This window comes from Pseudomonas atagonensis (assembly GCF_011369485.1).
Lineage (GTDB): Bacteria > Pseudomonadota > Gammaproteobacteria > Pseudomonadales > Pseudomonadaceae > Aquipseudomonas > Aquipseudomonas atagonensis.
This window is the reverse complement of the sequence record NZ_VXCA01000016.1, coordinates 132934-146570: the sequence shown is the minus strand read 5'-3', so window position 1 is coordinate 146570 and position 13637 is coordinate 132934. Positions and strand designations below refer to the sequence as shown.

Genomic DNA, 13637 nt, shown 5'->3' with positions numbered 1-13637 from the left:
CGAGTCGGCCGTTCGGTTTTTGTCTTCAACCGATTGCAGAGGGTTATCGATGAAAATGCTTCCCCTACGTGCGGCCGTCGCTGCCGCCCTGTTGAGCGCCGCCATCGGCGTCTCGGCCAAACCCTTGGTGGTCTGCACCGAAGCCAGTCCGGAAGGCTTCGATATGGTCCAGTACACAACTGCAGTCACTGCCGATGCGGTGGCCGAAACCATTTTCAATCGCCTGGCCGATTTCAAGCCCGGCACCACCGAAGTGATCCCCGCGCTCGCCGAGTCCTGGGACATCAGTGAAGACGGCCTGACCTACACGTTTCACCTGCGCAAAGGCGTCAAGTTTCACACCACCGAATACTTCAAGCCGACGCGCGACATGAATGCCGACGACGTGGTCTGGAGCTTCCAGCGTCAGCTGGACCCGAATCACCCGTGGCACAAGCTGTCGAGCGTGGGTTTCCCGTACTTTGAAAGCATGGGCTTCAAGGAACTGCTGAAGAACGTCGAGAAAGTCGACGACAACACCGTCAAGTTCACCCTGACCCGCCGCGAAGCGCCGTTCCTGGCCGACATCGCGATGGCGTTCTCCTCGATCTACCCGGCCGAATATGCCGACCAGTTGCTCAAGGCCAACAAGACCGGCGACCTGAACAACAAGCCAGTCGGCACCGGCCCGTTCATCTTCCAGCGTTACGCGAAAGATGCGCAGGTACGCTTCAAGGCCAACCCGGACTACTTCCGTGGCAAGCCGCCGGCCGATGCGCTGATTCTGGCCATCGCCACCGACAACAACGTGCGCCTGCAGAAGCTCAAGGCCAACGAGTGTCAGGTCGCGCTGTACCCGAAACCGGACGACATCCCGAGCATCAAAAAAGACAGCAACCTGAAGGTTGACGAGCTCGACGCAATGACCGTTTCGTACATCGCCATGAATACTCAGCACAAGTACATGAGCGACGTGCGGGTGCGTAAGGCCATCGACATCGCCTTCGACAAGGAAGCCTACGTCAACGCGTTGTTCGGCAAAGGTAACGCCTCGGTTGCAGTCAACCCGTACCCACCGACGCTGCTGGGTTACAACCACGACCTGAAGAACCCGCCACGCGACCTCGACGCGGCGCGCAAGCTGCTCAAGGAAGCCGGGGTTCCGGAAGGCACCGTGTTTACCCTGTTTACCCGTAACGGCGGCGGCCCGACCAACCCCAATCCGATGCTCGGCGCGCAAATGATGCAGGCTGACCTGGCGAAAGTCGGGATCAAGATCGACATCCGCGTGATGGAATGGGGCGAAATGCTTAAACGCGCCAAGGCCGGCGAACACGACATGGTCTCGGCCGGATGGGCGGGCGACAACGGTGACCCGGATAACTTCCTGACGCCTATGCTCAGTTGTGAAGCCGCCAAGAACGGCGAGAACTACGCCCGCTGGTGCAACGAGAAATTCCAGGCACTGCTGGACGAAGCTCGGGCTAAAGTAGATCCCGCCGAACGTGCGAAGCTCTACGAACAGGCTCAAGTGCTGTTTAATCAGGATCAGCCATGGATCAGCATGGCCCATACCAGGATGTTTACCGCAATGCGCAACAACGTAGAGGGTTATCACATCAGCCCTCTCACCACCAATAACTTCGCCACCACCCAGGTGAAGTAGATAAGAAACTCCCGGCCTCCCTGACCCCAGGGAAGCCGGGCACGCCTAACCGGCTGATGAGGTACCACACAAGATGTTTAGTTTTATTGCCCGCCGACTGGGGTTATTGATCCCCACGTTTTTCGGCATCACCTTGCTGACTTTCGCGTTGATTCGCATGATTCCGGGCGACCCCGTGGAAGTGATGATGGGCGAACGTCGGGTCGACCCCGAAATGCACGCTCAGGCAATGGAACGCCTAGGTCTGAACAAACCGTTGTACGCCCAGTATCTGGACTACATCGGCAAACTGGCTCAAGGCGATCTCGGCGAATCCCTGCGCACCCGTGAAAGCGTATGGACCGAGTTCACCTCTCTATTCCCCGCGACCCTGGAACTGTCCATGGCCGCCCTGTTGTTCGCCGGCATTCTCGGCCTACTGGCCGGGGTGATTGCGGCACTCAAGCGAGGATCGCTGTTCGACCACGGGGTGATGGGCATCTCCCTGGCGGGGTATTCGATGCCGATCTTCTGGTGGGGCCTGATCCTGATCATGTTCTTCTCGGTGAGCCTGGGCTGGACGCCGGTTTCCGGGCGGATCGACCTGCTCTACGACATCGAGCCACGCACCGGTTTCATGCTCATCGATACGCTGCTGGCCGATGACGTCGGCGCGTTCTTTGATGCCCTGCATCACCTGATCCTGCCAGCCATCGTGCTGGGTACCATTCCGCTGGCGGTGATCGCGCGGATGACCCGTTCGTCGATGCTCGAAGTGCTGCGCGAAGACTACATCCGCACCGCCAAGGCCAAAGGCCTGTCGCCGTCGCGCGTGGTGTTTGTGCACGGCCTGCGTAACGCGCTGATTCCGGTTCTCACCGTGGTCGGCCTGCAAGTCGGCACCCTGCTGGCCGGTGCGGTACTGACCGAAACCATTTTCTCGTGGCCCGGCATCGGTAAATGGCTGATCGAAGCCATTGGCGCCCGGGACTACCCGGTTGTGCAAAACGGCATCCTGTTAATCGCCTGCCTGGTGATTCTGGTCAACTTCGTAGTGGACATCCTCTACGGCTTTGCCAACCCACGCATCCGTCATCAGCGCTGAGGTCATAACCCATGAGCACTCCAACTTCCTCAGTAGCCACCGCCACGTCCGCCGTGGATCAAAGCCTGCTGTACCCGTCACCGTACAAAGAATTCTGGCAAGCCTTTTCCAAGAACAAGGGCGCGGTTGCCGGCCTGCTGTTCATGCTGCTGATCATTTTCTGCGCGATCTTCGCGCCGTGGGTCGCCCCGCATAACCCGAGCGAGCAATACCGCGACTTCCTGCTGACGCCGCCGGCGTGGCTCGAAGGTGGGCAAATGCAATTTCTGCTCGGCACCGACGAACTGGGGCGTGACCTGCTGTCGCGACTGATCCAGGGTTCGCGTCTGTCGCTGCTGATCGGCTTGTCGTCGGTCGTCATGTCGCTGATTCCGGGGATTCTGCTCGGTCTGTTTGCAGGCTTTTTCCCGAAAGTGCTCGGCCCGACCATCATGCGTCTGATGGACATCATGCTGGCCCTGCCGTCCCTGCTGCTGGCTGTGGCGATCGTCGCCATCCTCGGCCCTGGCCTGATCAACACCGTGATTGCGATTGCTGTGGTGTCCTTGCCGTCCTACGTGCGCCTGACCCGTGCTGCCGTGATGGGCGAACTGAACCGCGACTACGTGACTGCCGCGCGCCTGGCCGGTGCCGGTCTGCCACGTCTGATGTTCATCACCGTGCTGCCGAACTGCATGGCGCCGCTGATCGTTCAGGCCACCCTGAGCTTCTCCTCGGCGATTCTCGATGCCGCTGCACTGGGCTTCCTCGGCCTTGGCGTACAACCGCCAACTCCTGAGTGGGGCACCATGCTGGCCTCGGCCCGCGACTACATCGAACGCGCCTGGTGGGTCGTCAGTCTGCCTGGTTTGACCATTTTGCTCAGCGTGCTGGCAATCAACTTGATGGGCGACGGTCTGCGCGATGCGCTGGATCCGAAACTCAAGAATGCCGCCTGAGGAGATTCCCATGTCACTGCTAGAAATCAAGAATCTCAACGTTCGCTTCGGCGACAAGAACGCCACCCCGGTCGTCGACGGCCTCGATCTGAAAGTCGACAAGGGCGAAGTCCTGGCGATCGTGGGCGAGTCGGGTTCCGGCAAGTCCGTGACCATGATGGCGCTGATGGGCCTGATCGAGCATCCTGGCATCGTTACTGCCGACTCGCTCAGCTTTGACGGCAAAGACATGCTCAAGCTGAGCAATCGTCAGCGTCGGCAAATCGTCGGCAAAGACCTGTCGATGGTGTTTCAGGACCCGATGACCGCGCTCAACCCGAGCTACACCGTCGGTTTCCAGATCGAAGAAGTGCTGCGCCTGCACCTGAAAATGTCCGGCAAGCAAGCGCGCAAACGTGCGATCGAATTGCTGGAAAAAGTCGAAATCCCGGGCGCTGCCAGCCGTATGGATGCCTACCCGCACCAACTGTCCGGCGGCATGAGCCAGCGCGTCGCGATTGCCATGGCGATTGCCGGCGAACCGAAACTGCTGATCGCGGATGAGCCGACCACTGCACTCGACGTAACCATTCAGGCGCAGATCATGGATCTGCTGCTGGCGTTGCAGAAAGAACAGAACATGGGCCTGGTGCTGATCACTCACGACCTCGCCGTTGTGGCGGAAACTGCTCAGCGCGTCTGCGTGATGTACGCCGGCCAGGCCGTTGAAGTCGGTCAGGTGCCGCAACTGTTCGACATCCCGGCGCACCCGTACAGCGAAGCGCTGCTCAAGGCGATCCCCGAGCACAGCCTCGGTGCCTCGCGCCTGTCGACCCTGCCGGGCATCGTTCCGGGCCGTTACGACCGCCCGCAAGGCTGCCTGCTGTCGCCGCGCTGCCCGTACGTGCAGGAAAGCTGCCGCGCGCAACGTCCAGGCCTTGATCCGAAATCCAACAGCCTCGCCCGCTGCTTCTACCCGCTGAACCAGGAGGTGGCGTAATGGCCGTCGTACTTACCGCCCGCGACCTGACCCGTCACTACGAAGTCTCCCGTGGCCTGTTCAAGGGCCACGCGACCGTGCGTGCGCTCAACGGCGTGTCGTTCGAACTGGAAGCCGGCAAGACCCTCGCGGTGGTTGGCGAATCGGGCTGCGGCAAATCCACTCTGGCCCGCGCCCTGACCCTGATTGAAGAGCCATCGTCCGGCTCGCTGAAAATCGCCGGGCAGGAAGTGTCTGGCGCCGACAAGGCCCAGCGCAAGCAACTGCGCAAAGACGTGCAGATGGTCTTTCAGAGCCCGTACGCGTCGTTGAACCCACGGCAGAAAATCGGTGATCAACTGGCAGAGCCTTTGTTGATCAACACCAACCTGTCGGCCACCGAACGCCGCGAGAAAGTCCAGGCGATGATGAAGCAGGTAGGCTTGCGTCCCGAGCACTACCAGCGTTATCCGCACATGTTCTCCGGCGGTCAGCGCCAGCGGATCGCCCTGGCCCGGGCGATGATGCTGCAACCGAAAGTGCTGGTGGCGGACGAGCCGACCTCCGCGCTCGACGTATCGATTCAGGCGCAGGTGCTGAACCTGTTCATGGATCTGCAGCAGGAGTTCAACACCGCTTACGTGTTCATCTCGCACAACCTGGCGGTGGTGCAACACGTGGCCGATGACGTGATGGTGATGTACCTCGGTCGCCCGGTAGAACTGGGCCCGAAAAACGACATCTACGAGCGCCCGCTGCACCCCTACACTCAGGCGCTGCTGTCGGCGACCCCGACCATCCACCCGGACCCGAACAAGCCGAAAATCAAGATCGTCGGCGAACTGCCCAACCCGCTGAACCCGCCGCCGGGCTGCGCCTTCCACAAGCGCTGCCCGTACGCGACCGAGCGTTGCAGCACTGAAGAGCCGGCCCTGCGCCAGCTCGACAGCCGGCAGGTGGCTTGCCACTACGCCGAGCAATTCCTCGACGGCGCGGCATAAGCAGATCTGGAAACTGAGGTAACAAAGGTGGGAGGGGGCTTGCTCCCGAATTCGGTGGGTCAGCCAATGAATAAGTCGACTGATACACCGCATTCGGGAGCAAGCCCCCTCCCACAAGAGAATTGAGCTGAACCCAAAGCGTTAATCAAACCCCTCCCACTTCGATTGCGCATCAATCGAGGCAGAAGGGGTTTTCTTTTTGCCTGCGATCTATGTCTGGCTGTCGCCATCGTCCGGGTCATCGGAATCCGGCTCATCAGTGGTCGAGTCGTCATCATCGGCCGAACCACCCTGCCCCTGATCACCCGGCTCGGATTCGGACTTGGCGAGCATCAGCCCGCTGTGCGCGACCTTCCCGTTGAATGCCTGAGAATCGTGATCCTCGCACTCGGCCCAGGCCGTCGCTGTGCCGAGGGACAGCATGACCATCACTTTCAACAGCAGCAAAACGCGTAGCAACCTGTTTTTCATAGCCGACTCCATCCTTTTTCAGGTGAGACATTCATGCCTGACTGACGCTCTGTGAAATCTAGTTCCGATCAGCCCGGTTCACCAGATAGGACGCTAACGAGCCGGCAGAAATGCCGTGTCGGCAAAGACCGCTTTCGAATAACGCCAATAGCCGGATCAACTAAGAGAGGCGGGTTTACCCTCGATGCCTTGCTGCGCATGCGAAAGGCGCGCACGAGTGGCTTGGTAAATCAGTGGCAACGACAGCAAAGCCATCGCAGCACTGAACAGCCAGACACTGTGCCCGCCAAAACGCCCGTACAACTGACTCACCAGTACCGGCGACAACAGCGCGCTGGCGCTCCAGCTCATGAAGAACAGCCCAAAGTACTGCCCGCTTTTACCGCTTTGCGCATGTTGCATGACCAAGACATTGAGCGGCGGCATGAACAGCGCCTCGCCCACGGTCCAGACCAGCGTCGACAGGCAGACGTAAAACAGCCCGGATCCCAGCGGCAACATGCCGAGCCCGAGTGCCAGCAACACACTGCCGGCGATCAATGGCCGTCGCGGCCCCCAACGCTCGCCCCAATGCGACATGGGAATCTGCAGCGCGACCACCAGTATCGCGTTGATCGCGAACTGCCAGCCGATGGCTTCAGTGCTCAACTGGTAATAATCACGCAGATAGTTACCGAGGGTGCTGTAGACCGTGTCGAACGCCATACCAAGCAGGACGGTCGCCGCCAGCAGCCAGAGAAAGGGTCTGTCGCGGTAGGGCAGGCCGGAGCCGGTCTGCGCCCGTGGCGTTTGTTCCGAGACAAGAATAGGACGCTGCCAGGTCGTGCGCACAAACCAGAGCAACGCCAGCAGCGTCAGCGCCGCGCTGATGAAAAACACCCAACGAAAATCCGTTTGCGCCAGCACACCACCCGCGATACCGGCGGCGGCCATCCCGAGGTTTCGTGCGATACGACTCAGGGCCTGCGCCCGCGGGCGTTGCGCAAGCTCGCAGTACTCCATGATCAATCGTTGATGCAGCGTACGGATCGCCCCGTCGATCGTGCCGCTAAGCAACAGCAGAGCGGCCAGCAATGGCACCTGCGTCACCAGCCCAAGCCCGAGCAGCACCCCTGCCGAAACGAAGAACAGCGTCGCCGTCAGCCGCGCAGTACGGATATGGTCGCTGAGCAAACCGCCGAGCATCGAACCGATCAGCAAACCGGCGCCATAGGCAGACAGCAACCAGCCGACGGTCTCGATTGCCAGCCCCAATTCCTGACGCAGGTACAACGCCATGAACAGCTTGACCATGCTGCTCAGGCGATTGATGAACAACAGCGCCGCGAGCACCCAGGCCATTACGCCGAAATAGCCGTTCAGCCTTAGCAGGAGAGTTAATCGACTCGTCACTCCATTGACCTCTCAAAGCGGCTTGCGTGGAGCTGGAACACTAACGGCCCGCACGATGGTTGTCGCGCTCAAGTACATCGAGATCAAAAAAACAGAGACGCCCTACAGCCATCGCGCACAATCAAACCGTGCCGGAGCTCCAAAGCCCCTCACCCTAACCCTCTCCCTCGGGAGAGGGCTGGGCGGGCGGCGTTCCGATGTGGGGCAAAAACACCACAAATCCAAAGCCAAGCGCGCCGCGCTCTTCACCACTCAATAGGCCGAGTGTCAGCTCGCCTGCTCTTGATCTTGATCCACGGGCGACGTCGGAAGGCTGAGAGGAGGTGCAGCGAAGCAAACCGTAGGCGATGCCCCCGGATCGATCCCGGAGCGAAGGAACCCCGAGCCCCAGCGAGCGGGCCGAACGTAGGAGCAAGCGTTTTTTTGCTTACTTTTTTTAGGCGTTTGTAAAAAAAGTGAGTCGCCGTAAGGGCGAAACCCTAAGCCGCCATCACCGAAAAAACGGATATACACACAAAACCAAACCAACAAAAAAGCCCCCAAGGTCTACACCTAGGGGGCTTCAGATAAATCAGCTCAAAGCTTAGTGATGCTCACGCGTCGCACGGAACTTCACATCCGGCCAGCGCTCTTCCATCAGCGCCAGGTTAACCCGCGTTGGCGCGAGGTAGGTCAGGTGACCGCCGCCGTCCAGTGCCAGGTTTTCCACCGCCTTGTTGGAGAATTCCTCCAGCTTCTTCTTGTCGCTGCATTCGATCCAGCGCGCGGAGTACACGGTAATCGGTTCGTAGGAGCACTCGACCTTGTATTCCTCTTTCAAACGGCTGGCGACCACATCGAACTGCAGCACACCCACAGCACCAAGAATGATGTCGTTGCTGCGTTCCGGGAAGAACACCTGGGTCGCGCCCTCTTCGGCCAGCTGTTGCAGGCCCTGACGCAGCTGCTTGGATTTCAGCGGATCGCGCAGACGTACGCGGCGGAACAGCTCCGGGGCGAAGTGCGGGATACCGGTGAAACCCAGGGTTTCGCCTTCGCTGAAGGTGTCGCCGATCTGGATCGTGCCGTGGTTGTGCAGACCGATGATGTCGCCGGCGTAGGCCTCTTCCAGTTGCTCACGCTCGGAGGAGAAGAACGTCAGGGCGTCGCCGATGCGCACGTCCTTGCCGGTGCGCACGTGGCGCATCTTCATACCCTTCTCGTACTTGCCGGAGCAGATACGCATGAAGGCGATGCGGTCGCGGTGTTTCGGATCCATGTTTGCCTGAATCTTGAAGATGAAGCCCGAGAACTTCTCTTCAACCGGCTCGACAGTGCGCTCGTTGGCAACACGGGCCAGTGGGCGCGGCGCCCAATCCACCACAGCATCAAGCACGTGGTCGACACCGAAGTTGCCCAGCGCCGTACCGAAGAACACCGGGGTCAGTTGACCGTCGAGGAATTCCTGCTGGTTGAACTCGTGGCAGGCGCCCTGCACCAGTTCCAGCTGTTCGAGGAAACGATCGTACTCGTCGCCCAGATGCGCGCGGGCTTCGTCGGAGTCGAGTTTCTCGATGATCTTGGTTTCGGTGCGTTCGTGACCGTGACCGGCGGTGTAGACAATGATGTAGTCGTCGGCCAGGTGGTACACGCCCTTGAAGTCGCGGTAGCAACCGATCGGCCAGGTGATCGGCGCAGCCTTGATCTTCAGGACGGCTTCGATTTCGTCGAGCAGTTCGATCGGGTCGCGGATGTCACGGTCGAGTTTGTTGATGAAGCTGACAATCGGCGTGTCACGCAGACGGCAGACGTCCATCAGCGCAATGGTACGAGGCTCTACACCTTTACCGCCGTCGAGGACCATCAGGGCCGAGTCCACCGCGGTCAGGGTGCGGTAGGTGTCTTCGGAGAAGTCTTCGTGGCCCGGGGTGTCGAGCAGGTTGATCATGTGTTCGCGATACGGGAACTGCATGACCGACGTGGTAATGGAAATACCCCGCTGTTTCTCCATCTCCATCCAGTCGGATGTCGCATGGCGATCGGATTTACGGGATTTCACCGTACCGGCCACTGCAATCGCCTTGCCCATCAACAGGAGCTTTTCGGTGATCGTGGTTTTACCGGCATCGGGGTGGGAAATAATGGCGAAAGTGCGGCGTTTCGCGACTTCGGCGGCCTGGTTGGTCATGGGAAATCGCCTGGCGGTGATTCAAAAAAGGGCCGCGATTATAGCCCAACTCGATGCAATAACCGAACCGTTGAGCACATTAAGGGTGGCCAAATGCTGCCGCAGATGGGAACCTTTTAAAGCACGGAGACGTCCATCCCCTGTTACGAATTTTCGTCAGGGGCTGAAAAATCAGCAAGTTAGCCTGACGAGGCTGCGCTCATGGCTCGCTTCCAGACCGCTTTGCCGGCTCTGAAAAACGGCTACTTTTCGCGAACGACTCTCCCGGCAGCCATGTACGGCATGCCACACGGGACTGCGCTCGCCGACTACAAAAAAAGGAGTCCGCCTGTGGCTATCCGCTATGGCAAAGGGCTGATGGGAGGTGCGGTGGTGATCGCGCTCCTGGCCCTGCTGGTCCACTGGATCGGCATCAACACGATCGAACACTACCGCGACGATTTGTTGTTTTACCTGCAAGCTCATCTGATTCTCGTCCTCGCTTCAATGCTGGCCGCCCTTGTCGTGGGCATCCCCGCCGGTATCTTCCTCAGTCGCCCGACCATGGTCGGCCGCGCTGAACGCTTCATGCAGATCTTCAATATCGGTAACACCGTGCCTCCGTTGGCCGTGCTCGCGATTGCGCTGGGCATCCTCGGCATCGGCAGTGGCCCGGCGATCTTTGCATTGTTCCTCGCTTCCTTGTTGCCGATTGTGCGCAACACCTACGAAGGCCTTAAAAACGTTCAGGGCTCGCTGAAAGAAGCGGCCGTCGGCATCGGCATGACCCCGCGCCAGGTGCTGTGGCGAGTTGAACTGCCGAACGCCGTGCCGATCATTGTCGGTGGCGTGCGTGTCGCACTGGCGATCAATGTCGGGACTGCGCCGCTGGCATTCCTGATTGGTGCCAATAGCCTCGGCAGCCTGATCTTCCCCGGCATCGCCCTGAACAATCAGCCGCAACTGCTACTCGGCGCCGCGTGCACCGCGCTGCTGGCCTTGCTGCTTGATGGCGTCGTCACCCTCGCCAGCCGTCTCTGGCTGGAACGCGGTTTGCGCCCGTCTTAAGGCTTTTGCGAAGGAATGAATATGAAACGACTTAGCTTGATCTTAAGTTGCGTCCTGCTGTTCGCAGGAATCGCGCAAGCCGCCGAAAAACCGGTGATCCGTCTCGGCGCCCGGGTGTTTACCGAACAGACCCTGCTCGCGGAAATCACCGCGCAATACCTGCGCAGCAAAGGCTACGACGCGCAGATTACCGGCGGCCTGGGCAGCAACCTGGCGCGCAGCGCCCACGAAAGCGGACAACTGGACATGCTCTGGGAATACACCGGCGTGTCGCTGGTGGCCTACAACCATGTCACCGAAAAACTCGACAGCGCACAGTCCTACGCCCGGGTAAAAGAACTCGACGCGAAAAAAGGACTGGTCTGGCTGACGCCGTCGAAATTCAGCAACACCTACGCCCTCGCGCTGCCGAAAAAGGTCTCCGAGCAATACCCGCAGATCAACAACATCAGTCAGTTGAACGAGGTGTTGCGTGCCGAGGCCAAGAGCAATCATCTGGTGGCGCTGGACACCGAGTTTGCCAATCGCTCCGACGGGCTCGACGGCATGGTCAAGCTCTACGACATGAACCTGACCCGCAAGAACATCCGCCAGATGGACGCGGGTCTGGTCTACACCGCACTGCGTAACGGTCAAGTGTTTGCCGGTCTGGTCTACACCACTGACGGTCGCCTCAACGCCTTCGGCCTCAAGCTGCTGGAAGACGACAAGCATTACTTCCCGGACTACACCGCAGCTCCCGTAGTGCGTCAGGCCTACCTCGACGCCCACCCGCAACTGGCTGAGCAACTGAAACCGCTGGCCGAACTGTTCGATGACGAAACCATGCGTCAGCTCAACGCGCGGGTCGATGTCGATCACGAAAGTCCATCGTCGGTTGCCGCTGATTTCCTGCGCCAGCATCCACTGAATTAAGAGAGGAGAAGTCATGGAATTCTTGAACGCCTTTTCCCATCTCGACTGGCAGCAGGTGATGCACCTGACCTGGCAGCACATCACGCTGGTCGGCATCGCCGTGACCCTGGCGATCCTCATTGGGGTGCCATTGGGCATTCTGATGACACGCTTTCCGAGCCTCGCCGGTCCCTTGCAGGCCAGCGCCACGGTGCTGCTGACCGTGCCTTCGATCGCGCTGTTCGGCCTGCTGCTGCCGTTCTACTCGAAGTTCGGCCAGGGTCTCGGGCCTATGCCGGCGATCACCGCCGTGTTCCTTTATTCACTGCTGCCGATCATGCGCAACACCTACCTCGCCCTGACCGGCGTGGAACCGGGCATCCGTGAAGCCGCACGCGGCATCGGCATGACCTTCGGCCAGCGTCTGCGCATGGTCGAACTGCCAATCGCGGTACCGGTGATCCTCGCCGGCGTGCGCACCGCGGTGGTGATGAACATCGGCGTGATGACCATCGCCGCGACCATCGGCGCCGGCGGCCTCGGTGTGTTGATCCTCGCCTCCATCAGCCGCAGCGACATGTCGATGCTCATCGTCGGCGCGCTGCTGGTCAGTCTTCTGGCGATCTTCGCCGACCTCATTTTGCAGTGGCTGCAACGTTCGCTGACTCCAAAAGGACTCCTGAAATGATCGAACTTCAAAACCTCAGCAAGACCTTCCAAAGCAACGGCAAAGATGTGAAAGCCGTGGACTCGGTAAGCCTGACCGTCAATGAAGGCGAAATCTGTGTGTTCCTCGGGCCATCGGGCTGCGGCAAAAGCACCACGCTGAAAATGATCAACCGCCTGATTAAACCGACTTCGGGCAAGATTCTGATTAACGGCGAAGACACCACCGACCTCGACGAAGTGACCCTGCGTCGCAACATCGGCTACGTGATCCAGCAGATCGGTCTGTTCCCGAACATGACCATCGAAGAGAACATCGTCGTCGTGCCGAAACTGCTCGGCTGGGACAAACAGAAATGCCACGACCGCGCACGCGAACTGATGAGCATGATCAAGCTTGAGCCCAAGCAGTATCTGCATCGTTACCCGCGTGAATTGTCCGGCGGTCAGCAACAGCGCATCGGCGTGATCCGCGCACTGGCGGCGGATGCCCCGTTGCTGCTGATGGACGAACCGTTCGGCGCGGTGGACCCGATCAACCGCGAGATGATCCAGAACGAGTTCTTCGAGATGCAACGGGCGCTGAACAAGACCGTGATCATGGTCAGCCACGACATCGACGAAGCGATCAAACTCGGCGACAAGATCGCGATCTTCCGCGCCGGCAAACTGTTGCAGATCGATCATCCGGACACGTTGCTCGCGCATCCGGCAGACGACTTCGTCAGCAACTTCGTCGGCCAGGACAGCACGCTCAAACGCCTGCTTCTAGTGAAGGCGGAAGATGCGGCGGACAACGCACCATCGGTCAGCCCGGAAACCCCGGTGGCCGACGCGCTGGAATTGATGGACGAGCATGACCGTCGCTACGTGGTCGTGACTTGTGCCGAGAACAAGGCGCTGGGTTATGTGCGACGTCGCGACCTGCATCGTCAGACCGGCACCTGTGCGCAATACCTGCGTGAGTTCAACGCCACAGCGGCGTACGACGAGCATTTGCGCATCCTGCTTTCGCGCATGTACGAGTTCAATCGGGCATGGCTGCCAGTGATGGACGCGGAGCGGGTGTTCCTCGGCGAGGTGACGCAGGAGTCGATTGCGGCTTACTTGAGTTCCGGGCGTTCGCGGGGGATGAAGACCAGCATCGTTTCCCCAGCTGAAGCCGTCGTCGCCTGATTATCAGGTAAAAAACACCCGTCCCTGTAGGAGTGAGCCTGCTCGCGATAGCGCAATATCAGTCAATGAAGATGTCGGCTGAAAAAAAGTCATCGCGAGCAGGCTCATTCCTACAGGATTTGTGTGATTTTTTCTTCATTCGGAGGGCGGAAAAGAATCTCAACACCTGGCAACAACACAGACTGTCTTAAGCAGCCT

Annotated in this window: 12 protein-coding genes; 9 read left to right on the top strand and 3 right to left on the bottom strand. The window is 59.7% G+C overall.

Annotated elements, in window-relative coordinates; genetic code table 11:
• The first annotated feature begins 49 nt into the window (after positions 1 to 49).
• The 5 genes from F2P67_RS11840 to F2P67_RS11820 all read left to right on the top strand — a co-directional run bounded on the left by F2P67_RS11840 (position 50) and on the right by F2P67_RS11820 (position 5626).
• Complete coding sequence (locus F2P67_RS11840) at positions 50 to 1645, top strand: ABC transporter substrate-binding protein (RefSeq protein WP_166220512.1); 1596 nt, start codon at positions 50 to 52, stop codon at positions 1643 to 1645.
• A gap of 73 nt (positions 1646 to 1718) precedes the next feature.
• Positions 1719 to 2729 carry an ABC transporter permease subunit gene (locus F2P67_RS11835; protein ID WP_007917620.1) on the top strand — a complete coding sequence of 337 codons (1011 nt, stop codon included), beginning with the start codon at positions 1719 to 1721 and terminating at the stop codon, positions 2727 to 2729.
• 11 nt (positions 2730 to 2740) lie between these two features.
• Positions 2741 to 3667, top strand: coding sequence for an ABC transporter permease subunit (locus F2P67_RS11830; RefSeq protein ID WP_064364480.1), 927 nt, complete (start codon positions 2741 to 2743; stop codon positions 3665 to 3667).
• Positions 3668 to 3677: 10 nt separating this feature from the next.
• Positions 3678 to 4646 (top strand): ABC transporter ATP-binding protein, encoded by a 969-nt coding sequence (locus F2P67_RS11825; RefSeq protein ID WP_166220510.1) that lies wholly within the window; start codon positions 3678 to 3680, stop codon positions 4644 to 4646.
• Positions 4646 to 5626: a peptide ABC transporter ATP-binding protein gene (locus tag F2P67_RS11820; protein ID WP_166220508.1), complete on the top strand. Its 981-nt coding sequence runs from the start codon at positions 4646 to 4648 to the stop codon at positions 5624 to 5626. The genes F2P67_RS11825 and F2P67_RS11820 overlap by 1 nt, the downstream gene beginning before the upstream one ends.
• 210 nt (positions 5627 to 5836) lie before the next feature.
• Here F2P67_RS11820 and F2P67_RS11815 read toward each other — a convergent pair whose 3' ends face one another.
• The 3 genes from F2P67_RS11815 to F2P67_RS11805 all read right to left on the bottom strand — a co-directional run bounded on the left by F2P67_RS11815 (position 5837) and on the right by F2P67_RS11805 (position 9656).
• Positions 5837 to 6097, bottom strand: a complete 261-nt coding sequence (locus F2P67_RS11815) for a hypothetical protein (protein ID WP_166220506.1) — start codon at positions 6095 to 6097, stop codon at positions 5837 to 5839.
• 156 nt (positions 6098 to 6253) lie between these two features.
• Positions 6254 to 7489, bottom strand: coding sequence for an MFS transporter (locus tag F2P67_RS11810; RefSeq protein ID WP_166220504.1), 1236 nt, complete (start codon positions 7487 to 7489; stop codon positions 6254 to 6256).
• Between the two features lie 583 nt (positions 7490 to 8072).
• Entirely contained in the window at positions 8073 to 9656 is a 1584-nt protein-coding gene (locus F2P67_RS11805; RefSeq protein ID WP_166220502.1) for a peptide chain release factor 3, read from the bottom strand.
• 357 nt (positions 9657 to 10013) lie between these two features.
• Between F2P67_RS11805 and F2P67_RS11800 the strand changes: the two genes are divergently transcribed.
• The 4 genes from F2P67_RS11800 to F2P67_RS11785 are packed head-to-tail and all read left to right on the top strand — an operon-like array spanning position 10014 to position 13439.
• Positions 10014 to 10703 carry an ABC transporter permease gene (locus F2P67_RS11800; RefSeq protein ID WP_178120922.1) on the top strand — a complete coding sequence of 230 codons (690 nt, stop codon included), beginning with the start codon at positions 10014 to 10016 and terminating at the stop codon, positions 10701 to 10703.
• Positions 10704 to 10724: 21 nt separating this feature from the next.
• On the top strand, positions 10725 to 11618 hold the full coding sequence (locus F2P67_RS11795) for a glycine betaine ABC transporter substrate-binding protein (protein ID WP_166220500.1): 894 nt from the start codon (positions 10725 to 10727) through the stop codon (positions 11616 to 11618).
• A gap of 13 nt (positions 11619 to 11631) precedes the next feature.
• Positions 11632 to 12285 carry an ABC transporter permease gene (locus F2P67_RS11790; protein ID WP_166220498.1) on the top strand — a complete coding sequence of 218 codons (654 nt, stop codon included), beginning with the start codon at positions 11632 to 11634 and terminating at the stop codon, positions 12283 to 12285.
• Positions 12282 to 13439 (top strand): osmoprotectant ABC transporter ATP-binding protein OsmV, encoded by a 1158-nt coding sequence (locus tag F2P67_RS11785; protein WP_166220496.1) that lies wholly within the window; start codon positions 12282 to 12284, stop codon positions 13437 to 13439. Before F2P67_RS11790 ends, F2P67_RS11785 begins: the two co-directional genes overlap by 4 nt.
• Positions 13440 to 13637: the final 198 nt, after the last annotated feature.